20 protein-coding genes are annotated in these 24550 nt (G+C 70.3%); 10 read left to right on the top strand and 10 right to left on the bottom strand.

Annotated features, from left to right (window positions below; genetic code table 11):
• Positions 1–22 precede the first annotated feature (22 nt).
• From JF781_RS14065 to JF781_RS14055, 3 genes are read left to right on the top strand one after another with little or no spacing between them, the layout of a single operon-like run.
• Complete coding sequence (locus JF781_RS14065; RefSeq protein ID WP_225329300.1) at positions 23–1237, top strand: NADH:flavin oxidoreductase; 1215 nt, start codon at positions 23–25, stop codon at positions 1235–1237.
• A gap of 30 nt (positions 1238–1267) precedes the next feature.
• Complete coding sequence (locus JF781_RS14060; protein WP_225341271.1) at positions 1268–3934, top strand: FHA domain-containing protein; 2667 nt, start codon at positions 1268–1270, stop codon at positions 3932–3934.
• 36 nt (positions 3935–3970) lie between these two features.
• Entirely contained in the window at positions 3971–6325 is a 2355-nt protein-coding gene (locus JF781_RS14055) for an ATP-binding cassette domain-containing protein (RefSeq protein ID WP_225330585.1), read from the top strand.
• Between the two features lie 19 nt (positions 6326–6344).
• Here JF781_RS14055 and JF781_RS14050 read toward each other — a convergent pair whose 3' ends face one another.
• The 6 genes from JF781_RS14050 to JF781_RS14025 form a co-directional block, all read right to left on the bottom strand.
• Positions 6345–6896 (bottom strand): pentapeptide repeat-containing protein, encoded by a 552-nt coding sequence (locus JF781_RS14050; protein ID WP_225330586.1) that lies wholly within the window; start codon positions 6894–6896, stop codon positions 6345–6347.
• Positions 6893–7480: an ATP/GTP-binding protein gene (locus JF781_RS14045; protein WP_374109702.1), complete on the bottom strand. Its 588-nt coding sequence runs from the start codon at positions 7478–7480 to the stop codon at positions 6893–6895. Before JF781_RS14045 ends, JF781_RS14050 begins: the two co-directional genes overlap by 4 nt.
• Positions 7461–7844 (bottom strand): DUF742 domain-containing protein, encoded by a 384-nt coding sequence (locus tag JF781_RS14040; protein ID WP_225330587.1) that lies wholly within the window; start codon positions 7842–7844, stop codon positions 7461–7463. The genes JF781_RS14045 and JF781_RS14040 overlap by 20 nt, the downstream gene beginning before the upstream one ends.
• A gap of 6 nt (positions 7845–7850) precedes the next feature.
• Complete coding sequence (locus JF781_RS14035; RefSeq protein WP_225330588.1) at positions 7851–8252, bottom strand: serine protease inhibitor; 402 nt, start codon at positions 8250–8252, stop codon at positions 7851–7853.
• The gene (locus JF781_RS14030; protein WP_225341274.1) at positions 8249–11038 is read right to left on the bottom strand and encodes an ATP-binding protein; all 2790 of its coding nucleotides are present in this window, start codon (positions 11036–11038) and stop codon (positions 8249–8251) included. The genes JF781_RS14035 and JF781_RS14030 overlap by 4 nt, the downstream gene beginning before the upstream one ends.
• A gap of 249 nt (positions 11039–11287) precedes the next feature.
• A complete protein-coding gene (locus JF781_RS14025) occupies positions 11288–11893 on the bottom strand; it encodes a bifunctional 2-polyprenyl-6-hydroxyphenol methylase/3-demethylubiquinol 3-O-methyltransferase UbiG (protein WP_225330118.1) in 606 nt (201 codons plus the stop codon).
• A gap of 17 nt (positions 11894–11910) precedes the next feature.
• Here JF781_RS14025 and JF781_RS14020 point away from each other — a divergent pair, with 17 nt between their 5' ends.
• Positions 11911–12372 (top strand): tRNA (cytidine(34)-2'-O)-methyltransferase, encoded by a 462-nt coding sequence (locus JF781_RS14020; protein WP_225330119.1) that lies wholly within the window; start codon positions 11911–11913, stop codon positions 12370–12372.
• A 3-nt stretch (positions 12373–12375) separates the two neighbouring features.
• Here the strand turns inward: JF781_RS14020 and JF781_RS14015 are convergent, their stop codons facing one another.
• Together JF781_RS14015 and JF781_RS14010 are read right to left on the bottom strand one after the other, a co-directional pair.
• Positions 12376–13020 carry a nitroreductase family protein gene (locus JF781_RS14015; protein WP_225330120.1) on the bottom strand — a complete coding sequence of 215 codons (645 nt, stop codon included), beginning with the start codon at positions 13018–13020 and terminating at the stop codon, positions 12376–12378.
• 89 nt (positions 13021–13109) lie between these two features.
• Positions 13110–16397: an error-prone DNA polymerase gene (locus JF781_RS14010; RefSeq protein ID WP_225330121.1), complete on the bottom strand. Its 3288-nt coding sequence runs from the start codon at positions 16395–16397 to the stop codon at positions 13110–13112.
• A 55-nt stretch (positions 16398–16452) separates the two neighbouring features.
• On the opposite strand from JF781_RS14010, the gene otsB reads away from it, so the two are divergent.
• Positions 16453–17601 carry a trehalose-phosphatase gene (gene otsB / locus JF781_RS14005; RefSeq protein WP_225341270.1) on the top strand — a complete coding sequence of 383 codons (1149 nt, stop codon included), beginning with the start codon at positions 16453–16455 and terminating at the stop codon, positions 17599–17601.
• Here otsB and JF781_RS14000 read toward each other — a convergent pair whose 3' ends face one another.
• Positions 17602–18468, bottom strand: coding sequence for a MaoC family dehydratase (locus JF781_RS14000; protein ID WP_225330122.1), 867 nt, complete (start codon positions 18466–18468; stop codon positions 17602–17604). It lies immediately after the preceding gene.
• 83 nt (positions 18469–18551) lie between these two features.
• Between JF781_RS14000 and JF781_RS13995 the strand changes: the two genes are divergently transcribed.
• Complete coding sequence (locus JF781_RS13995; protein WP_225330123.1) at positions 18552–19268, top strand: histidine phosphatase family protein; 717 nt, start codon at positions 18552–18554, stop codon at positions 19266–19268.
• 65 nt (positions 19269–19333) lie between these two features.
• Positions 19334–21352, top strand: coding sequence for an SDR family oxidoreductase (locus JF781_RS13990; protein WP_225330124.1), 2019 nt, complete (start codon positions 19334–19336; stop codon positions 21350–21352).
• Here JF781_RS13990 and cmaA1 read toward each other — a convergent pair whose 3' ends face one another.
• The gene (gene cmaA1 / locus JF781_RS13985; protein WP_225330125.1) at positions 21353–22240 is read right to left on the bottom strand and encodes a cyclopropane mycolic acid synthase CmaA1; all 888 of its coding nucleotides are present in this window, start codon (positions 22238–22240) and stop codon (positions 21353–21355) included. It lies immediately after the preceding gene.
• 39 nt (positions 22241–22279) lie between these two features.
• On the opposite strand from cmaA1, the gene JF781_RS13980 reads away from it, so the two are divergent.
• The 3 genes from JF781_RS13980 to JF781_RS13970 all read left to right on the top strand — a co-directional run.
• Positions 22280–23305, top strand: coding sequence for a nucleoside hydrolase (locus JF781_RS13980; RefSeq protein ID WP_225330126.1), 1026 nt, complete (start codon positions 22280–22282; stop codon positions 23303–23305).
• 5 nt (positions 23306–23310) lie between these two features.
• On the top strand, positions 23311–23778 hold the full coding sequence (locus JF781_RS13975; RefSeq protein ID WP_225330127.1) for a hypothetical protein: 468 nt from the start codon (positions 23311–23313) through the stop codon (positions 23776–23778).
• 103 nt (positions 23779–23881) lie between these two features.
• The coding region (locus JF781_RS13970; protein ID WP_304621379.1) for a beta-ketoacyl synthase N-terminal-like domain-containing protein at positions 23882–24550 on the top strand (669 nt) is incomplete at its 3' end.

Below are 24550 nucleotides of genomic sequence, written 5' to 3'. Positions count from 1 at the left end.
CGATCGCCATTAGGCTCCCGGTATGTCTACCCCTCCGGACGTCTTCAGCCCCGCGAAGCTCGGTCCGATCACGCTGCGTAACCGCACTATCAAGTCCGCCACGTTCGAGGCGCGCACGCCGGACGCGCTGGTGACCGACGACCTCATCGAATACCACCGGCTGCCGGCCGCCGGCGGGGTCGGCATGACGACCGTCGCCTACTGCGCCGTCTCCCCCGGCGGGCGCACCGAGGGCAACGGGATCTGGATGCGGCCGGAGGCGGTGCCGGGGTTCCGCCGGCTCACCGACGCGATCCACGCCGAGGGCGCGGCGGTCAGCGCGCAGATCGGCCACGCCGGCCCGGTGGCCAACGCTAAGTCGAACAAAGCCAAGGCGCTGGCGCCGGTGCGGTTCTTCAACCCGATCGGGATGCGGTTCGCCAAGAAGGCAACCCGCGAGGACATCGACGAGGTCATCGCCGGGCACGCCAACGCCGCGCGGCTGGCCATCGAAGCCGGCTTCGACGCCGTCGAAATCCATTTGGGCCACAACTACTTGGCGAGTTCGTTTTTGTCCCCGCTGATCAATCGCCGCGACGACGAGTTCGGCGGATCGCTGCAGAACCGGGCGAAGGTCGCCCGCGGCATGGTGATGGCCGTCCGGCGCGCGGTCGAAAAGGAAGGCACACCGATCGCGGTGACCGCCAAGCTGAACATGGCCGACGGCGTTCGCGGTGGCATCAGCACGGAGGAATCGCTGAGGACCGCCAAGTGGCTGGAGGAAGACGGCGGGCTGGACGCGATCGAACTGACCGCGGGCAGCTCGCTGGTCAACCCGATGTACCTGTTCCGCGGGGACGCGCCGCTCAAGCAGTTCGCGGGCGCGTTCAAGCCGCCGCTGCGCTGGGGCATGCGCATGACGGGCAAGAAGTTCCTGCGCGAATACCCCTACCGCGAGGCCTATCTATTGCGCGACGCCAAGCTGTTCCGCGCCGAGTTGAAGATGCCGTTGATCCTGCTCGGCGGCATCACCAACCGGGAGACGATGGACCTGGCGATGGCGGAGGGATTCGAATTCGTCGCGATGGCCCGCGCGCTGCTGGCAGAACCGGATCTGATCAACCGGATCGCCGCCGAGGACGCCCAGCACCGGGTGCACTCCGCGTGCACGCACTGCAATCAGTGCATGCCGACGATCTACAGCCGGACCCACTGCGTCGTCACCGGCGCGCCGGACGCCGTAGGCGCTCCAGGCTGATCCACAGGGCCGCAAGCTACAGTTGTGGCGATGTCCGCACCAGCCCCGCCAGCGCTAACCGTCCATCACGAAGGATCTGAACGTACCTTCGCAGCGGGCCACGACGTGGTCGTCGGGCGCGATCTGCGGGCCGACATGCGCATCACGCACCCCCTGATCTCGCGCGCCCACCTGTTGCTGCGTTTCGACCAGGGCAAGTGGCTGGCCATCGACAACGGTTCGCTCAACGGAACTTTCGTCAACGGCCGGCGGGTGCCGGTCGTCGAGATCCACGACGGGCAAACGCTCAACATCGGAAACCCGGACGGGCCGCTGCTGACGTTCGACGTCGGCCGGCACCAGGGCATGGCCGGGCGGCCCCCCAAGACCGAATCGATGAACATCCCGGTGGCGGCCCCGCCGCAGGCGGCGGCCTGGTCGGCGCAACCGGGTCCGCCCGTCGCCGCCCCACCCGGCCCGCCGCCGCCCCCGGCCGGGCGCACGCCCAACTGGGCGGCGCCGCCGCGGCGACCGCAGCCCGCGCCCGCGCACCGGCCCGGCCCGGCGGGGCACACCATGTACGGCGGCGGTGGTGGGCGACCGCCCGCATACCCGCCCGCCGCACCACCCCCGCCGCACAATGCGGCGGTGCACAGCCCCCCGCCGGTGCAGCACATACCCGCGGCGGCCCCGCACACCCGGGCGGCGCCCACCAGCGCCAAGCCGCCCGAGGTGGCGAACCTGGCGACCAAGATGTTCCAGGCGCTGATGCCGTCGCGGTCCGGCGCGATCCAGCAGCCGGCCGGGTCGCAAACCATCGGCCGGGCCACCGACAACGACATCGTCATCCAGGACGTGCTCGCCTCGCGCCATCACGCGTTCTTGCTCCAGACGCCGCTGGGCACCGAGATCCGCGACGCGCACAGCGTGAACGGCACCTTCGTCAACGGCGTCCGCGTCGGCTCGGCGGTGCTGACCGAGGGCGACGTGGTCACCATCGGCAACGTCGACCTGGTGTTCACCGGCGACAGCCTGGTCCGGCGCACCGAGGCGGCGACGCGGACCGGCGGCCTGGAGGTCAACTCCGTCTGCTACACCGTCGACCACGGCAAGCAGCTGCTCGACCACATCTCGGTGACGGCCCGGCCCGGGACGCTCACGGCCATCATCGGTGGTTCGGGCGCCGGGAAGACCACGCTCTCGCGGCTGATCGTCGGCTACACCAGCCCCACGTCGGGCACGGTGACCTTCGAGGGCCACAACATCCACACCGAGTACGCGTCCATGCGCAGCAGGATCGGGATGGTCCCGCAGGACGACGTGGTGCACCGCCAGCTCACGGTCAACCAGGCCCTCAACTACGCCGCCGAGCTGCGCCTGCCCCCCGACACCAGCAAAGAGGAACGGGCCCGCGTCGTCGCGCAGGTGCTCGAGGAACTCGACATGACCCAGCACGCCGAGACGCGGGTCGACAAGCTCTCGGGTGGCCAGCGCAAGCGCGCCTCGGTCGCGCTCGAGCTGCTCACCCAGCCGTCGCTGCTGCTTCTCGACGAGCCGACGTCCGGCCTGGACCCGGCGCTGGACCGTCAGGTCATGCTGATGCTGCGCCAGCTCGCCGACGCGGGCCGCGTGGTGCTGGTGGTGACCCACTCGGTGTCCTACCTGGACGTGTGCGATCAGATCCTGCTGGTCGCACCCGGCGGTAAGACCGCGTTCTGCGGGCCGCCCGACCAGGTCGAGGCCGCCATGGGCACCCGCAACTGGGCCGACATCTTCGCCAAGGTGGGCGCCGACCCGGACGAGGCCAACCGCCGCTTCAAGGAACGCAACCAGCGCTCCGAGCAGCCACCGAGTCCGGAGAGCCCGGCGGATCTGGGCGAACCGCCCCAAACCAACCTGTGGCGGCAACTGTCCACGATCGCCCGCCGCCAAGTCCGCCTCGTCGTGTCCGACCGCGGCTACACGATCTTCCTGGCGATCCTGCCGTTCCTCATCGGCGCGCTGTCGCTGACGGTGAAGGGCCCGCACCCCGGCCTCGGGCCCGCCGATCCGATGGGCCCCGCGCCCACGCAGCCGCAGTACATCATGGTGCTGCTGAACATCGGTGCGGTCTTCATGGGCACCGCGCTGACCATCCGAGATCTCATCGGCGAGCGCGCGATCTTCCGGCGGGAGCAGGCCGTCGGCCTGTCCACCACCGCCTATCTGCTGGCCAAGATCGCCGTGTTCTGCGTCTTCGCGACCGGCCAGGCCGCGATCGCGACCATCATCGTGCGGCTGGGCAAGGGCGCGCCGACGGCACACCCCCAGTTCTTCGGCAACTCCACCTTCTCGCTGTTCGTCACCGTGGCGGGCACCTGTGTGGCGTCGGCGATGCTCGGCCTGCTGTTGTCGGCGCTGGCGCAGTCCAACGAACAGATCATGCCGCTGCTGGTGGTGTCGATCATGTCGCAGCTGGTGTTCTCCAGCGGGATGATCCCGGTCTACCAGCGCATCGGTCTCGAACAGATGGCGTGGCTGACGCCCGCGCGCTGGGGGTATGCCGCGGGCGCGTCCTCGATCGACTTCCCGTCGCTGGTGAAGGTCAAGCAGATCCCGACCAACGACCCGATCTGGCAGCACTCGAAACACATTTTCGTCTTCGACATGGCCATGCTCACCCTGCTCTCGATCGGTTATACCGGCATCGTGCGCTGGCACATCCGGCTGAAACGCTGAGGCCGCTCTCAGGCGGGGACCTCTAATCTGGATGCGATGACCCGATCTGCCCAGCCCGTGCTGACGGCTCGATCCGAGCGCTCCGAAGGCAGCTTCGCGGCCGGCCGCGACGTGGTCGTCGGGAGCGATCTGCGCGCCGATTTGCGGGTGGCGCACCCGCTGGTCGCCCGCGCGCACGTGCTGCTGCGCTTCGATCACGGCCGGTGGCTGGCGGTCGACAACAACACGCTCAACGGGTTTTATCTCGACGGCCACCGGGTGCCGGTCGTCGACATCCACGACGGCCAGACCATCAACATCGGCAAGCCCGACGGCCCGCGGATCACGTTCGAGGTGGGCCGGCCGCCGGCGCGCTCGTTCCGCCTGCGAGACCCCCAGCGCGCCGTGCCGCGGCCGCAGCCCGGCACGGGCGGCGGCGACGTCGGGGAATCTCCCACCACGCGGTTTACGGCCCCCGGGCCCCAATCCGCCGGCCGGCCGGTGACCGGACGGACCGCCTCGATCGGGCGCGCGCTCAGCAACGACGTCGTCGTCCACGACGTGCTGGCCTCGCGCCACCACGCCTTCTTGACCCCGACGCCGGCCGGCCCCGAGATCCGCGACGCGAACAGCAGCAACGGGACCTTCGTCAACGGTGTCAGGGTCGGCTCGGCGGTGCTGTCCGACGGCGACGTCGTCACGATCGGCAACGTCGACCTGGTGTTGCGCGGCGGCATGCTGGTCCGCCGCCAGGAGGCGGCGACCCGCGCCGGCGGCCTCGAGGTGCGCGAGGTCAACTTCGGCATCGGCGGGAAGAAGCTGCTGGACCGGATCTCGCTGACCGCCCGCCCCGGTACCTTGACCGCCCTCATCGGCGGGTCCGGCGCGGGCAAGACCACCCTGTCGCGGCTGATCGCCGGGTACGCCACCCCGACGTCGGGCTCGGTCACCTTCGAGGGCCACGACATCCACACCGAGTACGCCTCGTTGCGCACCCGGATCGGGATGGTCCCACAGGACGACGTCGTGCACCGCCAGCTCACGGTCAGCCAGGCGCTCGGGTACGCCGCCGAGCTGCGCCTGCCGCCGGACACCAGCAAGGCCGACCGCGCCCAGGTGGTCGCGCAGGTTCTCGACGAGCTCGGCCTGACCGGGCACGCGAACACCCGGGTCGACCAGCTGTCCGGCGGGCAGCGCAAACGCGCGTCGGTGGCGCTGGAGTTGCTCACCGGGCCGTCGCTGCTGATCCTCGACGAACCGACGTCGGGCCTGGACCCCGCGCTGGACTTGCAGGTCATGACGATGCTGCGGCAACTCGCCGACGCCGGCCGCGTGGTGCTGGTCGTGACGCACTCGCTGACCTACCTCGACGTCTGCGACCAGGTGCTGCTGATGGCGCCCGGCGGCAAGACGGCGTTTCTGGGCCCGCCCGGCCAGATCGGCGCGGCCATGGGCACCACCAACTGGGCGCACATCTTCGCCAAGGTGGGCGCCGATCCGGACGAGGCCAATCGCCGCTTTCTGGCCCAGAACAAGCCCCCGCCGCCGAGGCTGACCGAGGCGCCGGCCGAGCTGGGCGCGCCGCCGCATACCAGCAAACGCCACCAGTTCTCCACGATCGCCCGCCGTCAGGTACGGCTGGTCGTGTCCGACCGCGCCTATTTCGTGTTCCTGGCGGTGCTGCCGTTCGTCATGGGTGCGCTGTCGCTGACCGTTCCCGGCAGCGCCGGCTTCGGCTATGCCGATCCGGCCGGCGAGTCGGCGGGCGAGGCCGGGATGATCCTCACCTTGCTCACCATGGCCGCCGCGTTCATGGGAACCGCGCTGACCATCCGCGACCTCATCGGGGAACGGCCGATCTTCCGGCGGGAACAGGCGGTCGGCCTGTCGAGCACGGCCTACCTGCTGGCCAAGGTCGCGGTGTTCAGCGCGTTCGCCGTCGTCCAGGCGGCCATCGCCACCGCCATCGTGGTGCTGGGCAAGGGCCCGCCGACGCGGCCGGCGGTGCTGCTCGGGGACGCCACCGTCGAGCTGTTCGTCGCGGTGGCGGCGACGTGCGTGGCCGCGGCGATGCTCGGTCTACTGCTCTCGGCGCTGGCGCGGTCCAACGAGCAGATCATGCCGCTGCTGGTGGTGTCCCTGATGATGCAGATGGTGCTCTCCGGCGGGATGGTGCCCGTCACCCACCGGATCTTTCTCGACCAGGTGTCCTGGCTGGTGCCCTCGCGGTGGGGGTACGCGGCGCAGGCGTCGACGGTCGACCTGTGGACGGTCTCGCCCGGTCCGCAGAGTCCGCGGGACAGCCACTTCGAGCACACGCCGGCGGCCTGGCTGTTCGATATGGGCATGCTCGCGGTGCTCACGGTCGGCTACGCCGCGCTGGTGCGGTGGCGCATCCGGCTCACCCGCTGAACGATCAGCCGCTGAGAGTTCAGCCGTCCAGCCGCAGCCCGTGCGCCAGCGCGAAGGCCATCGCCTGATCGACGTCGACGCGGGCGCCGGCCAGCGACGCCGTCGTCCACAACCCCGGGTCGATGCCTGCGCCACGCAGGTCGGCGCCGTCCAGCCGGGCGCCGGCGGTCCGCGCGCCGCGCAGGTCCGCGCCGCGCAGCACGGCCTTGCGCAGGTCGGCCTCCACCAGGCTGGTCTCCCGCAGCCGGCAGCCGCTGAAGTCGACGCTGCGAAGGTCGATGCCGGCGAGCACGGCGAGCGTGAAGTCCACCTCGTCGAACGTGATCGGCCGCAGCCGGCACTGCACGAACACCGACCCCAGCATCGAGCATTGGGCAAAAGTGCTGTGCCACAACGCCGTCCGGTGGAACGTGCAGTTGCGGAAGGCCGAACCGCGGTGTTGTGACTCGGCCAGGTTGGCGCCGCTGAAATTGCATTCGGTGAACACGGCCCGCTCGGTCCGCAGGCGGCTCAGGTCTTCGTCGGTGAAGTCGTGGCCGTCAAACTCGCGGTCGACCCACTCGGTGGTCAATTGGGCGTCAGGCTGGCCAGGGCGTATTCGCTGACCGCGATCAGGGCGTCGGTCGCCGACCGGCGATCGCGGGCGTCGACCGTGATCACCGGAATGTGCGGGGGCAGGGTCAGCGCTTCGCGCACCTCGTCGACCGGGTAGCGCGGCGCCCCGTCGAACTCGTTGACCGCGACCAAAAACGGCAGGTTGCGGTGCTCGAAGAAGTCGACGGCGGCGAAGCTGTCCTGCAGGCGCCGGCAGTCGACCAGCACCACCGCACCGATCGCGCCGCGGACCAGGTCGTCCCACATGAACCAGAAGCGGCGCTGCCCCGGCGTGCCGAAAAGGTAGAGCACCAGGTCTTCGGCCAGGGTGATCCGGCCGAAGTCCATCGCGACCGTGGTGGTCCGCTTGTCCGGGGTGGCCTCGAGCGCGTCGACGCCGGTCGAGGCGTCGGTGAGCATCGCCTCGGTGCGCAGCGGCATGATCTCGGAAACCGCCCCGACGAACGTCGTCTTGCCGGCCCCGAACCCGCCGGCGATCACGATCTTCGTCGACGCGTGAGCGCCGGAATCGGGCTGCACCTCAGAGTGCGCGTAAGCCACGCAGAGTCCTTCCTATGAGTTCGTGGCGCTCATCACGGGTCGAACGCTCGGACAACGTCCTGTGCACCCGAAGGTAGCCGGACAGCACCAGATCCCCGACCAGGACGCGCGCGACGCCGAGCGGTAGGTCCAGCCGGGCCGAGATTTCGGCGACCGACGGGCTCGGCGGGCCCTGGCCGCACAGCTGGATGATTCTGCCCCGCGCATCGTTGGGCGGCCACCGGTGGGGCGGGCCGGCCTGCAGCGTCTGAAGCGGCGCTTCCAGGGGCAGCTCGACGTTCGTGTCGGTCCGTCCGGACGTCAGGGTGTACGGGCGGACCAGGTTCCCCTTACGGTGTGCGGGCCAGGTCTCGGGGGTGTCCATCGCAGCTCACGAGTGGGCGGCGGACCGGCGGGTCGACTGCACCACGCCCCCGACCCGTTCGACGAGCACGGCCATCTCGTAGCCGATCTGACCGATGTCGCACGACGTCGCCGCGAGCGTCGCCAGGTGCGAGCCGTCCCCGACGCGCATCAACAACAGGTAGCCGTTCTGCATCTCGACCACCGATTGCAGCACCTGCCCACCCTCGAAGAGCTGCGCGGCGCCCGTCGCCAGGCTGGCCAGCCCGGAGGCGACGGCGGCCAGCTGGTCGGCGCGTTCCCTGGGCAGGTGCTCGCTGGCGGCGATGGGCAGCCCGTCGACGGACACCAGCAGCGCGTGCGCGACGCCGGGGACCTCGCGGGCGAACCTGGTCACCAGCCAGTCCAGTGAGGTGTCGGGTGAGGTCATTGTTGGTCGGGTCCTTGTTCCGTGTCGCGGGCGTGCGAGCGTCCGGTGCGCACGCCGCCGAAATGGTTACTGAACGAGGCGCGCACCGCCTCGGGATCCCGGGTGACGGCCGCGTGCTGCGGCTCCCGGTGCGACGGCGATCTGCCGTTGAGTCCGTGCTCGGGCTCGTCCCGTTCGGTCAGCCCGGTTCCGTTGGCACCGCCGGGCACCAGCCGGGCGCCGGGGGTGCGGACCGGCAGTCCGTGGTCGGTGGTGTGCGACTCGACGGGCTTGTCCTCGGCGGCCGCCGCCAGCGTCCAGCCGCGGTCCCAGACCGACTGCCAGTCCAGGTCGGGGCTGTTCACCAGGTCATGGGGGTCGCCCAGCATCTCCGAGAGCATCCGCCGGTAGATGACGTCATCGTCGGTGGGCGGGCTGGCGGGCTTGTCCTCGCGGGGTTCGCGGGGCCGGGCGGCGAAGAAGGCCGAGGTGTCCGATGCCGCCCGCACCGGTGGGGCCGGCGCCGGTGTGGGCTCCGGTGTGGGGGTGGGCGCGGGCTGCGGCGTGGCCCTCGGCTCCGCGGGCCGGGCGGCCGGCGCGGACTTGGGCGCGTTTTCCCACCAGGGGGTCGCGAGTTCGCGCCGCCGCTGCGGGGGCGGTTGTTCGGCGGGTGGGGCCGGGACCTCGGTGATGCCGCTGGAACCCGGGTTGCGCCGCGGCAGCAGGGTGACCGAGGGCCCGGGCGCGGGCCCGGCGTTGCGGGCCGCCGGCTCGCGGGTACCGTCGCGGCGCCCGGCGTCCTCGGCGGCCGGGGGCGCGGCGATCGCGCTGGCGAGTTTGGCGCTCGGAGACGACACCGCCCGAATGTGCCGGGGCGCAGCCGTTTCCGCGGGGGCCAGGCCGGTGAGCACCGTGCGCGGCAGGTAGACCTCGGCGGTGGTGCCCGAGCCCGCCTCGTTGGCCGCGGGGCCGCGCAGCCCCACCCGGATGCCGTGCCGGTCCGCGATCCGGCCGACCACGAAAAGCCCCATGTGGCGCGCGTTGTCTGGGCTGACGTCGCCGCCGGCCTGCAGCCGCATGTTGGCGATGCGCCGGTCGGCGTCGTTCATCCCCAGGCCGGAGTCCGCGATCCGCACCACGACTCCCCCGTCGCCACCGCGGGACGCCGAGACCCTTACGGACGTCGTCGGCGGCGAGTAGCGCAGCGCGTTGTCGATCAGCTCGGCGAACAGATGGATGGCGCCGCCCGCGGCCGCGCCGGCCAGTGCGCACTCGGGCAGCCCGGCGATCTCGACGCGGCGATAGTCCTCGACCTCGGACACCGCGGCGCTGACCACCGTCTCCAGCGGCACCGGGTCGCGCTGGTCGCGCGCGAGCTGCGCGCCGGCCAGCACCAGCAGGTTGGCGCTGTTGCGGCGCAGCCGCGCCGCCAGGTGGTCCAGCCGGAACAGGCTGTCGAGGCGCTCGGGATTCTCCTCGTTGCGCTCGAGCCGGTCGATGAGCGCCAGCTGCTGGTCGACCAGCGAGCGGCTGCGCCGCGACATGGTCTCGAACATGTCGTTGACCAGCAGCCGCAGCCGCGCCTCGTCGCCGGCCAGCAGCAGGGCCTGGGCGTGCAGTTCGTCGACGGCGTGGGCGACCTGGCCGATCTCCTCGGTGGTGTACACCGGCAGTGGCGTCGGAATCGGTTCGGCCCCACCGGCTTTCACGTGGGCGATCTCCTCCTCGAGATCGGTGTGGGCGACCTTGAGCGCGCCGTCGCGCAGGATGCGCAGCGGCCGCACCAGCGCGCGCGCCACCAGCAGCACCACGAGCAGCGCGACGACGATCGCGGCCAGCACCAACACGGTGTCGACGATGGCCGCGTGGCGCCGGTCGGCGGCCTGGGCGTGCACCGCCTTGGTCACCGAGGCGGTGACGTTCTTGATGACCTGTTCGGCGATGTCGTCGGTGGCTTGGATGGACCGCAACAGATCGGGGTTGTCGACGAGCACGCTGGCGGGATCGGACATCATCGCCATCCGGGTCACCATCTGCTGTTGCAGCGTCTTGGCCTCGGGCGACCCGGCCCCGAGCACTTCGCTCATGCCGAACAGCGTCGACGGTTCGGTGCCCGCCAGGGTGGTCATCGAGGTGCGCAGCTGCGGCTCGGGCAGGTCCGCCCCGCGGGTGATGAGGATCTTTTGCATCGTCATCTGCCCGCGCGCGCCGACCGCCCGGCTCAATCCCTGCGCCTGGGCGCGGATGTGCTCGTCGTCGACGCGCACCGATGCATTGATGACGTCTTCGGCCGTCAACAGGATCGGCGCGTAGAGGGTCACCCGTTCCCGCAGGCCGAGGCCGTTGTCAGACGCCTTGTTCACCAGCATCTGGCCGCCGTCGAGCAGGGTGTTGAGGCCCGATCGGACGTCGTCGGTGACGTCGGTGTCGGCCAGCCTGCCCTGCAGTTCGCCTTTGCGGGCCTCGTAGTTCTTCTTGGCGCCCTCGACGTCGCGCCCGGTGGAACCGGCCTGCAGCGCGACGTCCAGCGCCGACATGTATTTGGTGATCGTCGGAACCACGTCGGCGCGGGTGGCGGCCAGTTTCAGGCCCGCCGCGCTGTCCATCGCGGCGTGGATGCGAAGCACACCGAACACCGTCGCCAAGATCAGCGGCACCAGCACGATCGCCAGCACCTTCCAGCCGACCGGCCAGTTGCCCAGCGACCAGGCGGGCGGGCGTTTGACCGCCGCGTCGGCGGCGCGAACCGGTGCGGGCGGGGAGGCGTCCGCCTCGGCCGCAGCGGCCGGGCGGCTGAACATGGTCACGTCATCGCGGCCGCGCGACCGGCCGCTGCGCTGACCCTGAGCGCTGAACAAAACGAGAGGCTCATAAAACTTCCTGCTTTATTTCCACCCGCCCCGTGCCAGATAGGCGCGCGCGTGTAAGTGTGGCAATCCGACGAGTATGACAGCCCGCGGCCCAGCCCACCAGAATCGTTACTGAGCAGACAGGTCCCTCCAAGGTGGCGGCGCGCGCCCGCGGTCACCCCTGGCAAACACGGATCCGCGAAAACTCTAGGCGGGCCGAAGGATTGCCACCAGGAAGTCGGAGTCGTCGGTGAACGGCCGCAGGTCCCAGGTGGACAGCAGCACATCGATCGCGAATCCCGCGTCGACCGCGTCGCCCAGAAACACCTCGAAGTCATAGTCGCGGCCGGCGCCGAAGCCGATCGCCGCGCGGCCGTCGTCGGCGACGTGGGCGCGCAGCCGGCTCAGCACCTGGACCCGGGTGCTGGGGGCCAAAAACGTCATGACGTTACCGGCGGAGACGATGACGTCGAACGGTTCGGCGATGCCGCGTGCGGGCAGGTCAAGCTCGGCGAGGTCGCCGACGAGCCACCGGGGTCCGGGATGGTCCTGCTCGGCCGCGGCGATGAGCGCGGGGTCGACGTCCACGCCGACCACCCGGTGGCCGGCGTCGGCGAGGTAGCCGCCCAACCGGCCGGGCCCGCAGCCGGCGTCGAGGATGCGGGCGCCGCGGGGCGCCATGGCGTCCACGAAGCGGGCCTCACCGGCCAGGTCGTCGCCCGCGCGGGCCATGGCGCGGAATCGCTCGATATACCAATGGGAATGCCCGGGATCGGCAGCGACCTTCTGCATCCAAATGCTCTGCTCGACCATGCGACCATTATCGCGTTGTGTTCAAGCTGATGTTCTACTCCCCGCGCATCGCCCCCAACACGGGCAACGCCATCCGGACGGCGGCGGCGACGGGCTGCGAATTGCATCTGGTCGAACCGATGGGTTTCGACCTGTCCGAACCCAAGCTGCGACGGGCGGGGCTGGACTACCACGACCTGGCCTCGGTCACCGTGCATGCCTCGCTGGCGGCGGCCTGGGACGCGTTGTCACCCGAGCGGGTGTTCGCGTTCACCTCGCACGCGCCCACCTCGTTCGCCGACGTGCGCTACCGCGCCGGCGACGTGCTGATGTTCGGCCCCGAGCCCACCGGGCTGGACGCGGCGACGCTGGCCGACCCGCTCATCACCGCGCAGGTCCGCATCCCGATGCTGGCGGGCCGGCGCTCGCTGAACCTTTCCAACGCCGCGGCGATCGCCGTCTACGAGGCGTGGCGGCAGCACGAGTACGCCGGCAGCTAGGGGTCACCAGCTGTCCCAGTGCGTGAGCTGCTCGGCGGGCAGCCGCTTGGCCGGGCGGAAGTCGGTGCCCTTGGTGTAGGCGATCGGGAACAGGCCGCCCTGGCTGTAGCGGTCGTGCGGAATGCCGAGGACCTCGGCGACCTGTTGCTCGCCGTCGCGCAGCAGGTGCAGCGTCGTCCAGCACGACCCCAGTCCCCGCGAGCGCAGCGCCAGGCAGAAGCTCCAGACCGCCGGGAACAGCGACGCCCAGAACGACACCCCACCCAACGGCGACTTGTCCGGGCGGCCCTCGAGGCAGGGGATCAACAGCACCGGCGCGGAGTGCATGTGCTCGGCGAGGTAGGTGGCGGAGTCCTTGACCTTGGGCATCCGCTCACCACGGGTGTCCCCCTCGGGGTACTCGGCCCCCGGAGCGCTGAGGTAGTCGCGGGCGTTGGCCAGGTAGACGTCGGCGATCGCCTTCTTCTTCTCGGCGTCCTCGACGAACACCCACTGCCAGCCCTGCGAATTGGAGCCGGTGGGCGCCTGCAGCGCCAGTTCGAGGCATTCCATCAGCACGTCGCGGCCCACCGGCTTGTCGAAGTCGAGGCGCTTGCGGACCGAACGGGTGGTGGTGAGCAGTTCGTCGACAGACAAGTTGAGGGTCATGGGTGGAGATTACCTTCGGCCGCGAAACTGTATTCCACGACGCGTTTCTCGAGTAACACCGTCGCTAGTTGCAGTTTCGCGGAGGGTTCTCACCGGAAGTCGCGCGATTTCGAGCCGACCGCCAGGGTGATGCGGCCCAACCGCTCGGCGACGACGGTGATCGCGCCGCTGGCGTTTTGGACCTGCCCGCGCACCAGCAGCGCCGGCGCCGAGTTCGCCAGCTTGCGGTGCCGCGCCCACACCCCCGGCGCGCAGAGCACGTTGACCATCCCGGTTTCGTCCTCCAGGTTGAGGAACGTCACCCCCTGGGCCGTCCCGGGGCGCTGCCGGTGGGTCACCGCACCGGCGATCAGCACGCGGTCGCCGTCGGGCACCGATCCCAGCTTCTCGGCGGGCACCACCCCCATCGCGTCCAGGTCTTCCCGCAGGAACTGCGTCGGGTAACTGTCCGGGGAGATGCCGGTGGCCCACACGTCGGCGGCGGCCAGTTCCAGCTCGCTCATCCCCGGCAACGCCGGGACGTGCGAGGACGAGCCCACCCCGGGCAAGCGGCCCGGCCGCTGGGTGGCCGCCGCCCCGGCCGCCCACAGCCCCTCGCGCCGGGACATGCCGAAGCAGGCAAAAGCCCCGGCGGTGGCCAGCGCCTCGGTCTGCGGCACGCTCAATTGCAGTCGCGACGTCACATCCAGCAGAGAGGTGAACGGGCCGTTGGCTTTTCGTTCCTCGACCAGCCGCTCGGCCAGGTCGTCTCCGATATGGCGGACCGCACCCAGACCCAGCCGGACCTCGGTTCCGGCGTTCTCGCACGTGGCGTGCGCCAGGCTGGCGTTGACGTCCGGGCCGTGCACCGTCACGCCGTGCCGGCGGGCATCGGCCACCAGCGACTGCGGCGAGTAGAAGCCCATCGGCTGGGCGCGCAGCAGCGCGGCGCAAAACGCCGCCGGGTGGTGCAGCTTGAACCACGACGAGTAGAACACCAGCGACGCGAAGCTCAGCGCGTGGCTTTCCGGGAAACCGAAATTGGCGAAGGCCTCCAGCTTTTCGTAGGTGCGGTCGATCACCTCGTCGGGCGCGCCGTGCAGCGCACGCATGCCGTCGTAGAACCGGCCGCGCAGCCGTCGCATGCGTTCGGTGGAGCGCTTGGATCCCATGGCGCGGCGCAGCTGGTCGGCCTCGGCGGCGGAAAACCCGGCGCAGTCGACCGCGAGCTGCATCAGCTGCTCCTGAAAGAGTGGTACCCCCAACGTCTTTCGCAGCGCCGGCTCCATGGAGGGGTGGTCGTAGACCACCGGGTCCAGGCCGTTGCGCCGCCGGATGTAGGGGTGCACCGACCCGCCCTGGATGGGGCCGGGGCGGATCAGCGCGACCTCGACCACCAGGTCGTAGAACACCCGCGGCTTCAGCCGCGGCAGGGTGGCCATCTGCGCGCGCGACTCCACCTGGAACACGCCGACGGAATCGGCGCGGGCCAGCATCTCGTACACCGCCGGCTCGGAGAGGTCGAGGCGGGCCAGGTCCACCTCGATCCCCTTGTGCTCGGCCACCAGGTCGATCGCGTAGTGCAGCGCCGAGAGCATGCCCAGCCCGAGCAGGTCGAACTTCACCAAACCGATTGCCGCACAGTCGTCTTTGTCCCATTGCAGGACGCTGCGGTTCTCCATCCGCGCCCACTCCACCGGGCACACGTCGGCGATGGGGCGGTCACAGATCACCATGCCGCCGGAGTGAATTCCCATGTGCCGCGGCAGGTTCCGGATCTGGTTCGCCAGGTCGACCACCGGCTCGGGGATGCCCTCGACGTCCGGCGAGTCCGCCAGCCCGCTCCAGTGGCCGATCTGCTTGCTCCACGCGTCCTGCTGGCCCTGCGAGAAGCCCAGCGCGCGGGCCATGTCGCGCACCGCGATCTTCCCCCGGTAGGTGATGACGTTGGCGACCTGGGCGGCGTAGTCCCGGCCGTATTTGTCGTAGACGTACTGGATGACCTTTTCGCGCTGGTCGGACTCGATGTCCATGTCGATGTCGGGTGGCCCGTCGCGGGCCGGCGACAGAAAGCGCTCGAACAGCAGCTCGTTGGCCACCGGGTCGACGGCGGTGACGCCGAGGGCGTAGCAGACCGCGGAGTTGGCCGCCGATCCCCTGCCCTGGCACAGGATGTTGTTGTCCCGGCAGAACCGGGCGATGTCGTGCACCACCAGGAAGTAGCCCGGAAACCGCAGCTGAGCAATGACTTTCAGCTCATGCTCGATCTGGGCGTAGGCGCGCGGTGCGCTCGGCCCGTAGCGGTCGCGCGCCCCGGCCATGGTCAGCTGCCGCAGCCAGCTGTCCTCGGTGTGCCCGTCGGGCACGTCGAACGGCGGCAGCTGCGGCGCGATGAGCGCCAGCCCGAACGCGCACTGCTCGCCCAGCTCGGCGGCCGCGGTCACCACCTCGGGGCCCCCGGCGAACAGCCGGGCCATCTCCGCACCGGAACGCAGGTGCGAACCGCCCAGCGGGGCCAGCCACCCGGCGGCCGAATCCAGGGACTCGCGGGCCCGGATGGCGCCCATCGCCATGGCCAGCCGGCGCCGCGACGGCCCCGCGAAATGCGCGCCGGTGGTGGCGACGACGCCGACGCCGAAGCGCGGCGCGAGGGCGGCCAGCGCCGCGTTGCGTTCGTCGTCGAGCGGTTGACCGTGATGGGTCAGCTCGACGCTGACCCGCCCGGCACCGAACCGGTCCACCAGGTCGGCCAGCGCCTGCTCCGCCGCGGCGGGCCCGCCGTCGGAAAGCGCTTGGCGCACATGGCCTTTGCGGCATCCGGTCAGGATGTGCCAGTGCCCGCCGGCGGCCTCGGTCAGCGCGTCGAAATCGTAACGGGGCTTGCCCTTCTCGCCGCCGGCCAGATGCGCCGCGGCCAGTTGCCGCGACAGCCGCCGGTAACCCTCGGGCCCGCGGGCCAGCACCAGCAGGTGCGGGCCGGCGGGATCGGGCCGCTCGGTGCGGGCCTCGCAGCCCAGCGATAGTTCGGCGCCGAACACGGTACGCATGTCGAGCTCGGCGGCCGCCTCGGCGAACCGCACCGCCCCGTACAGGCCGTCGTGGTCGGTAAGCGCCAGGGCGCGCAGGCCCAGCCGCGCCGCCTCCTCGACCAGCTCCTCGGGCGTGCTCGCCCCGTCTAAGAAGCTGAACGCCGAATGCGCGTGCAGTTCGGCATACGACACGGAATGAGCGACGGACGCGTGGGGCGCCCGGCCGTCACCCGGCGGCCGATACGTCGCGCGCTTGCGCGACAGCGGGGCGTCCTCGGGAAGCCCCGCCGGCTCCCCGGCACGGCGCGGCTTGCTGTCGAGCACCCGCTCCATTTCCGCCCAACTCGGCGGCCCGTTGAACCAGCCCACCCTGGCAGTCTATCGAAAGTATGTTCGATAGGAGCTATCGTGAGAGGGTTGGCTCATGCCGGTCATCGACCCGCGCCGCCACGACGCCGTGCTGTTCGACCTGGAAACCGACGACAGCGCGCTCGACTCGCCATTGGCCGCGCAGCTGCGCGAGATCGGGGTGGGCGCCGCCGCCGTTTCCGCCGACGGGCCGGTGCGGACGGCCGCGGGCCTGAAGGTGCGCCCGGGCCGCGCCGTCGTGGTCGCCGGGGACGCGGCCGGCGTCGAGGCCGCCCGCGCCGCGGGATTCGCGTTGGTGATCGGTGTCGGCCCGGCCGGGCGCGCCGGCGCGCTGCGTGACGCCGGGGCCGACGCCGTGGTCGGCGACCCGGGCGAGGTCGTCGTGCGCACCGGGGACCGCCGGATGTCGCAGCTGCCCGACGCGATGCAGGCCCTGACCGACACCGCCGGCGGCCTGGCCGACCGGCGCCCGGCCGTGTTCTTCGACTTCGACGGCACGCTGTCCGACATCGTCGACGACCCGGACGCCGCCCGGCCCGTCGCCGGGGCCACCGAGGCGCTGGGGAAGCTGGCCGCCCGCTGCCCGGTCGCGGTGCTGTCCGGTCGCGATCTCGCCGACGTGACGAATCGCGTTGGCGTACCGGGTATTTGGTATGCCGGCAGCCACGGTTTCGAGCTGACCGCACCCGACGGGACACACCACCAAAACGACGCGGCGGCCGCGGCCATCCCGGTGCTGGAGCGGGCGGCGACCCAGCTGCGCGACCAGCTCGGCGCGATCCCCGGAGTGGTGGTGGAGCACAAGCGATTCGGCGTCGCCGCGCACTACCGCAACGCCGAACGCGACCGCGTCGGTGAGGTGCTCGCGGCGGTGCGCGCGGCGGGTCGCCGCGACGCGCTCCGGGTGACCACCGGCCGCGAGGTCATCGAGCTGCGCCCGGACCTGGACTGGGACAAGGGAAAAACGCTGCGCTGGGTGATCGACCACCTGCACCAGGCCGGGGCGGGCGCGCTGACGCCGGTCTACCTCGGCGACGACATCACCGACGAGGACGCGTTCGACGCGGTCCACGATGATGGTGTGCCGATCCTGGTGCGGCACAACGACGATGGCGACCGCGCCACCGCCGCGCTGTTCGCGCTGGACAGCCCCGCGCGGGCCGCCGAATTCACCGACCGGCTGGCCGATCAGCTCGAAGCCTAGTCAGGCGTATTCCACCGCGCCGTCGTCGAGCACCACGCGGACGCCGGAACCCTCGGCACCCGACGCCTCGGTGCGGAACACGGCCTTGCCCTCCCCGGTGCGCCAGATCAGCGTGGTCAAAGTCTCGCCGGGGAACACCGGTGAGGTGAATCGCGAGGCGATCGAGGTGATGTTGGCCGCGACGCCGCCGCCGAGCTCGGACACCAGCGCGCGACCCGACACCCCGTAGGTGCACAGCCCGTGCAGGATCGGCTTGGGGAACCCCGCCAGCTCGCGAGCGAACCACGGGTCGCTGTGCAGCGGGTTGCGGTCACCGGAGAGCCGGTAGATCAGCGCCTGGTCCTCGCGGGTGGGCAGCGCGATCCGCGCGTCGGGCTCGCGGTCCGGGAATTCCGGGGCGACAGGCCGCTGGCCCGGCATTCCCCCGAACCCGCCCTCGCCGCGGATGACCAGCGTGGTGAGCGTCTCGGCGATCAGCTGCTTCGAGTCCGGGTCGGTGCCCCGGCCGCGCAGCACGAGGATCGCGTTCTTGCCCTCACCCTTGTCCTGGATGTCGGCGACCTCGGACACCACCGAGAGCTTGCCCGCGGGCGGCAGCGGCGCGTGCAGCCGGATGCTCTGCGATCCGTGTAACAGCATGGCCCAGTTGAACTTTCCGACCAGGCCGGCCGCGCCGAAGGCCGGGCAGCAGATCACCGCGTAGGTGGGCAGCACCTGCTGGTCGATGTCGTGGCTGTTCTCGGTGGTGAAGGCCAGGTCGTCGATCCCGGCGCCGACGCCGAGCGCGTAGAGCAGCGTGTCCCGGTCGGTCCATTCGAAGAGCATGGGTTCGGTCACCGCGCCGACGGCACTCGGGTCAATCGCCATGGGGGTCTCCTTTCGAGGATTTTCTGCACGTAACCATCGCAAACCCTTCCCACCGAAGCCGTCGGCAGGGCAGGCTGTCTTCCATGCCCAAGCGCAGCTGGTTCCGCAAGGCCTCAGTAGCAGTCGCCGCGCTCACCGCAACGGTAATCGTCGCCGGCTGCGGCGGCGGCTCGCCGCAGGCGCGCTCCATCACGGTGACGTTCGTCCGGCACGCCCAGTCGGAGGCCAACGCCGCCGGCACCATCGACACCGACGTGCCGGGCCCCGGCCTCACCGCGGAGGGCAAGGGGCAGGCAGAACAGCTCGCGCACCTACTCGGCCGCAAGGACTACGACAGCGTCTACGCCTCCACCATGACCCGGACGCAGCAAACCGCCGCGCCGCTGGCCGCCGAGCTCGGCAAGCAGGTCGAGGTTCTGCCCGGCATCCAGGAGATCGACGCCGGCTGGTACAACGGCAAACCCGAGTCGATGGCGAAGTCGACCTACCTGGTGGCGCCGGTGAACTGGATCAAGGGCGACGTGTCGTACAGCATCCCGGGCTCGATCAGCGGAAAAGAGTTCAACGACCAGTTCACCGCGGCCGTCAACAAGGTCTACAACAGCGGCCACCACAACCCGGTGGTGTTCTCGCACGCGAACTCGATCATGGTGTGGACGCTGATGAACACCCGCAACGGCAAGGAAAGCCTGATGACCACCCACCCGTTGCCCAACACCGGCCGCGTGGTGATCAACGGTAACCCGATGACCGGCTGGACGCTGGTCGACTGGGACGGGATCCGCGACTTCCACAGCTAGGCGCACCAACCCTCGTGTGAAGATCGGCAGTTGACGTCCGCGGCTGCCGAAGCCACGATGTCTTCATGCGGTATGTCGTTACCGGCGGTACCGGGTTTATTGGCCGCCGCGTCGTGTCTCGTCTTTTGGAATCCCGCCTCGACGCGCGGGTGTGGGTGCTGGTGCGACGGCAGTCGCTGGGCCGCTTCGAACGGCTCGCGGCCCAGTGGGCTGAGCAGTGGGGTGAGCGGGTCAAACCGCTGGTCGCCGAGCTGCCGGAGCTGGACCTGAGCGACGACGTCCTCGCCGAGCTGGGCGAGATCGACCACGTGGTGCACTGCGCGGCGATCTACGACATCACCGCCGGCGAGCCCGAGCAGCGCGCCGCCAACGTCGAGGGCACCCGCGCGGTGATCGGCCTAGCGCAGCGCCTGGACGCGACGTTGCACCACGTCTCGTCGATCGCCGTGGCGGGCGACTTCCGCGGCGAATACACCGAGGACGACTTCGACGTCGGGCAGCAACTGCCGACGCCCTATCACCAGACCAAGTTCGAAGCCGAACTGCTGGTGCGCTCGACGCCCGGGCTGCGCTATCGCATCTACCGCCCGGCGGTGGTGGTGGGCGATTCACGCACCGGCGAGATGGACAAGGTGGACGGGCCGTACTACTTCTTCGGCGTGCTGGCCAAGTTGGCGGTGCTGCCGTCGCTGACCCCGATCCTGCTGCCCGACACGGGCCGCACCAACATCGTCCCCGTCGACTACGTCGTCGACGCGCTGGTCGCGTTGCTGCACGCCGACGGCCGGGACGGGCAGACCTTCCACCTGACCGCCGAGAAGACCATCGGTCTGCGGGGCATCTACCGCGGTGTGGCCAAGGCCGCCGGGCTGCCGCCGCTGCGCGGGTCGCTGCCCCGCTCGGTGGCCGCCCCCGTCCTCAATGTGCGCGGCCGCGCCCGGGTGGTGCGCAACATGGCGGCCACCCAACTGGGCATCCCCGCCGAGGTGTTCGACCTGGTCGACCTGCCCCCCACCTTCGTCAGCGAGCGGACCCGAAACGCCTTGCAGGAACTCGGGATCCGGGTGCCCGAGTTTTCCTCCTATGCGCCCAAACTGTGGCGGTACTGGGCGGAGCATCTCGATCCGGACCGCGCCCGCCGCGACGATCCACGAGAACCGTTGCGGGGCCGGCACGTCATCGTCACGGGCGCCTCCAGCGGGATCGGCCGGGCGTCGGCGATCGCGATCGCCGAGCGGGGCGCCACCGTGTTCGCGCTGGCCCGCAACGGCGCGGCGCTGGATGCGCTGGTCGCCGAGATCCGCGCCAATGGCGGTGCCGCCCATGCCTTTACCTGCGATGTCACCGATTCCGCGTCGGTGGAACACACCGTCAAAGACATCCTGGGGCGCTTCGACCACGTCGATTACCTGGTGAACAATGCCGGCCGCTCGATCCGCCGCTCGGTGGTCAACGCCTACGACCGGATGCACGATTACGAACGGGTGATGGCGGTCAACTACTTCGGCGCGGTGCGGATGGTGCTGGCGCTGCTGCCCCATTGGCGCGAGCGGCGATTCGGTCACGTCGTCAACGTGTCGAGCGCCGGCGTGCAGGCGCGCAACCCCAAGTACAGCTCTTACCTACCGACCAAGGCGGCGCTGGACGCGTTCTCCGACGTGGTCGGATCGGAGGTGCTGTCCGACCACATCACGTTCACCAACATCCACATGCCGCTGGTGCGCACCCCGATGATCGTGCCGTCGCACCGGCTCAACCCGGTCCCGGCGATCAGCCCCGAACGCGCGGCGGCGATGGTGGTGCGCGGGCTGGTGGACAAGCCGGCGCGCATCGACACCCCGCTGGGTACGCTCGCCGAGGCCGGAAATTACTTCGCCCCCAGGACTTCTCGGCGAATCCTGCATCAGCTCTATCTCGGCTATCCCGACTCGGCCGCGGCACGGGGGGTGGCACCCGTTGCAGAGGCGCGGCCGACGACCGCGCGCCGCAGACCCAGCCGGCCCGTCCGCGCCGTCACCGGCGGCATCCGCACACCCCGGACGGTCAAGCGGCTGGTGCGCCTGGTGCCCGGCGTGCACTGGTGATCATTTCTCCAACGTGAACTGGTTGACGTCGACGTATCCGACCCGGAAGGCGTCGGCGCAGCCGGTCAGGTATTTCATGTACCGCTCGTAGACTTCCTCGGACTGCACCGCGATGGCCTGCTCCTTGTGGGCTTGCAGCGCGGCGGCCCAGATGTCGAGGGTCTTCGCGTAGTGCGGCTGCAGCGACTGGATGCGGCTCACCGTGAAGCCGTTCGCGGTGGCGCGCTCCTGCACCATCGGTATCGACGGTAACCGCCCGCCCGGGAAGATCTCGGTGACAATGAATTTGATGAATCGGGCGAACGTGAACGAGATGGGCATGCCGCGCTCCACCATCTCCGTCGGGTGCAGACCGGTGATGGTGTGCAGCAGCATGACCCCGTCGTCGGGCAGCAGGCGATGCGCCATGGTGAAGAACGCGTCGTAGCGCTCGTGCCCGAAGTGCTCGAAGGCGCCGATGCTGACGATCCGGTCGACGGGCTCGTCGAACTCCTCCCAGCCCTGCAGCAGGATCCGGGCGGAACGGGGGCTGCCGGACTGCGCGATCAGCCGCTCGACGTGCTCGGCCTGGTTGCGGCTCAGGGTGAGGCCGACGACGTTGACGTCGTATTTCTCCACGGCGCGCATCATGGTGGCGCCCCAGCCGCAGCCGACGTCGAGCAACGTCATGCCCGGCTGCAGCCCGAGTTTGCCCAGGGCGAGGTCGATCTTGGCGATCTGCGCTTCTTCCAGCGTCATATCCTCGCGCTCGAAGTAGGCACAGCTGTACGTCTGGGTCGGGTCGAGGAATAGCCGGAAGAAGTCGTCCGACAAGTCGTAGTGGGCCTGCACGTCGTCGAAGTGCGGCGTTAACTCAGTGCCCTCCGGGGGCTCCGACGTTGTGGGCATCAGCTCAGCCTAATAGCCGAGATGGCTATGTTGTAAACAATGAACGCTCCCGTTTTTGTCGACGTCGACACCGGCGTGGATGACGCGCTGGCGCTGATGTACCTGCTCGCCAGCCCGGACGCCGAGGTGATCGGCATCGCGTCGACCGGCGGAAACGTCGGCGTGGAGCAGGTTTGCGAAAACAATCTGGGCCTGTTGCGGCTGTGCGACGTCACCGGCATACCGGTTTCCCGGGGCTCCGATCAGACCCTGACCGGACCGATGCGACTGCCGTCAAAAGTCCACGGCCCCAAGGGATTAGGCTATGCCGAGCTGCCGCCCGGCGGGGGCTCGCTCACCGACTACGACTCGGCGGACGCCTGGGTGCGCGCGGCGCGCGCCCACCCCGGCGAGCTCATCGGCGTGGCGACGGGCCCGCTGACCAATCTGGCGCTGGCGGTGCGCGCCGAGCCCGCGCTGCCGACGCTGCTGCACCGGCTGGTGATCATGGGCGGCTCCTACGACCACCGGGGCAACACCACCGCGGTGGCGGAATGGAACATCAGCGTGGACCCCGAGGCCGCGGCCGAGGTGCTGGCGGCCTGGGGCCATGAAGGCGTTGAGCAGCAGCGCCTTCCGATCCTGTGCGGCCTGGACTTGACCCGCAAGGTCGCGATGACACCGGAGCACCTGGCCCGGCTGGCTGCCGCCGCCGGGTCGACGACGACGCCGCTGAGCGAGCACGACGAACGCGGAACCCGGTCGACCGCGTCCAATCCGCTGATCCGGGTGATCGAGGACGCCACGCGGTTCTACCTGGAGGCCTATCACGATCTCGGCCACGGATATCAGGCGCACATGCACGATCCGTTGGCCGCCGCCGTCGCGCTGGATCCGGGGCTCGTCACGACCCGTCCGGCGACCGTGGACATCGAGTTGACGGGGACCCTGACCCGGGCCATGACGGTGACCGACTGGTCGGGCCATCGAGAACCCAACGCGCTCATCGGGATTGACGTGGATGCGGCCGCTTTCTTCGATCTGTTCATCGAGCGGGTGGGTCCCTTCGCGCGCCGGTTAGCCTAGACCGCATGAAGATTCGTGCCATCGAGCTGATCCGCGCGGGATGGGGCGGTGTGCTGCTGGCCGCCCCCGCCGAGGTGTTGAGCCGCATCCACGGCGTGCGGGTCGATCGCCGGGCGATCGTCGTCACCCGCATCCTGGGCGCTCGCCATCTGGTCCAGGCGGCGTTGTCGGGGGTCAACCCGGGCCCGGAGGTGCTGGCGGCCGGGGTCTGGGTCGACACGGTGCACTCGGCGACCGCGCTCGGCCTCGCCCTGATCGACCGGCGCCGGGCCCGCGGCGGGGTGATCGACGCCGTCGTCGCGGGGTCGTGGGCGGGCCTGGGCTGGCGCCACCTGCGCACCGGCCAGGCCAGGACCGACGGCGTCCGCGGCCGCGACCGGCTGGCCCGCACCGCCCTGCGGGCGTTGCCCGGCGGCCGCGCGCTGATGGCCCAAGCGCAGGCGGTAGGCGCCAATCGGCGGCACGCCTCGTGACGTTTGGGATAATGGTGGCTTGTGTTTGGCATGATTTGGTGGGGTGAGTGGGGCTCGACGTCAATCGTTAGCAGCTCTCATCAAGTGAAAGGTTTCGGGAGTCATGGCGGAGCTGGTTACCGGGAAGACGCTGCCGAACGTGGTCGTCACGGGCATCGCGATGACGACGGCGCTGGCGACTGACGCCGAGGCCACGTGGAAGCTGCTGCTGGACAGGCAAAGTGGTATCCGCAAGCTCGAGGATTCGTTCGTCGAGGAGTTTGACCTGCCGGTGCGCATCGGCGGTCATCTGCTGGAGGATTTCGACGGCGGGCTCACCCGCGCCGAGCTGCACCGCATGGGCTACCTGCAAACGATGTCGACCGTCCTGGGTCGTCGGGTGTGGGAGAACGCCGGCTCGCCCGAGGTCGACAGCGACCGGCTGATGGTGTCCATCGGCACCGGCCTGGGCTCGGCGGAGCAGATCGTGTTCAGCTACGACGACCTGCGCGCGCGAGGCGCAAAGGGGGTCTCCCCGCTGGCGGTGCAGAAGTACATGCCCAACGGGGCCGCCGCGGCGGTCGGCCTGGAGCGCCACGCCAGGGCCGGGGTGATCACCCCGGTGTCGGCGTGCGCGTCGGGATCGGAGGGCATCGCCCAGGCGTGGCGCAACATCGTGTTCGGGGAGGCCGACATCGCGATCTGCGGTGGCGTCGAGGTCAGGATCGAAGCGGTCGCGATCGCGGCGTTCGCGCAGATGCGGATCGTGATGTCGACCAAGAACGACGACCCG

The organism is Mycobacterium sp. WUMAC-067 (genome assembly GCF_020217485.1).
In the GTDB taxonomy this organism is placed as follows: Bacteria; Actinomycetota; Actinomycetes; order Mycobacteriales; family Mycobacteriaceae; genus Mycobacterium.
Note: the sequence above shows the minus strand (reverse complement) of the source record. Positions and strands in the feature narration are given on the sequence as shown.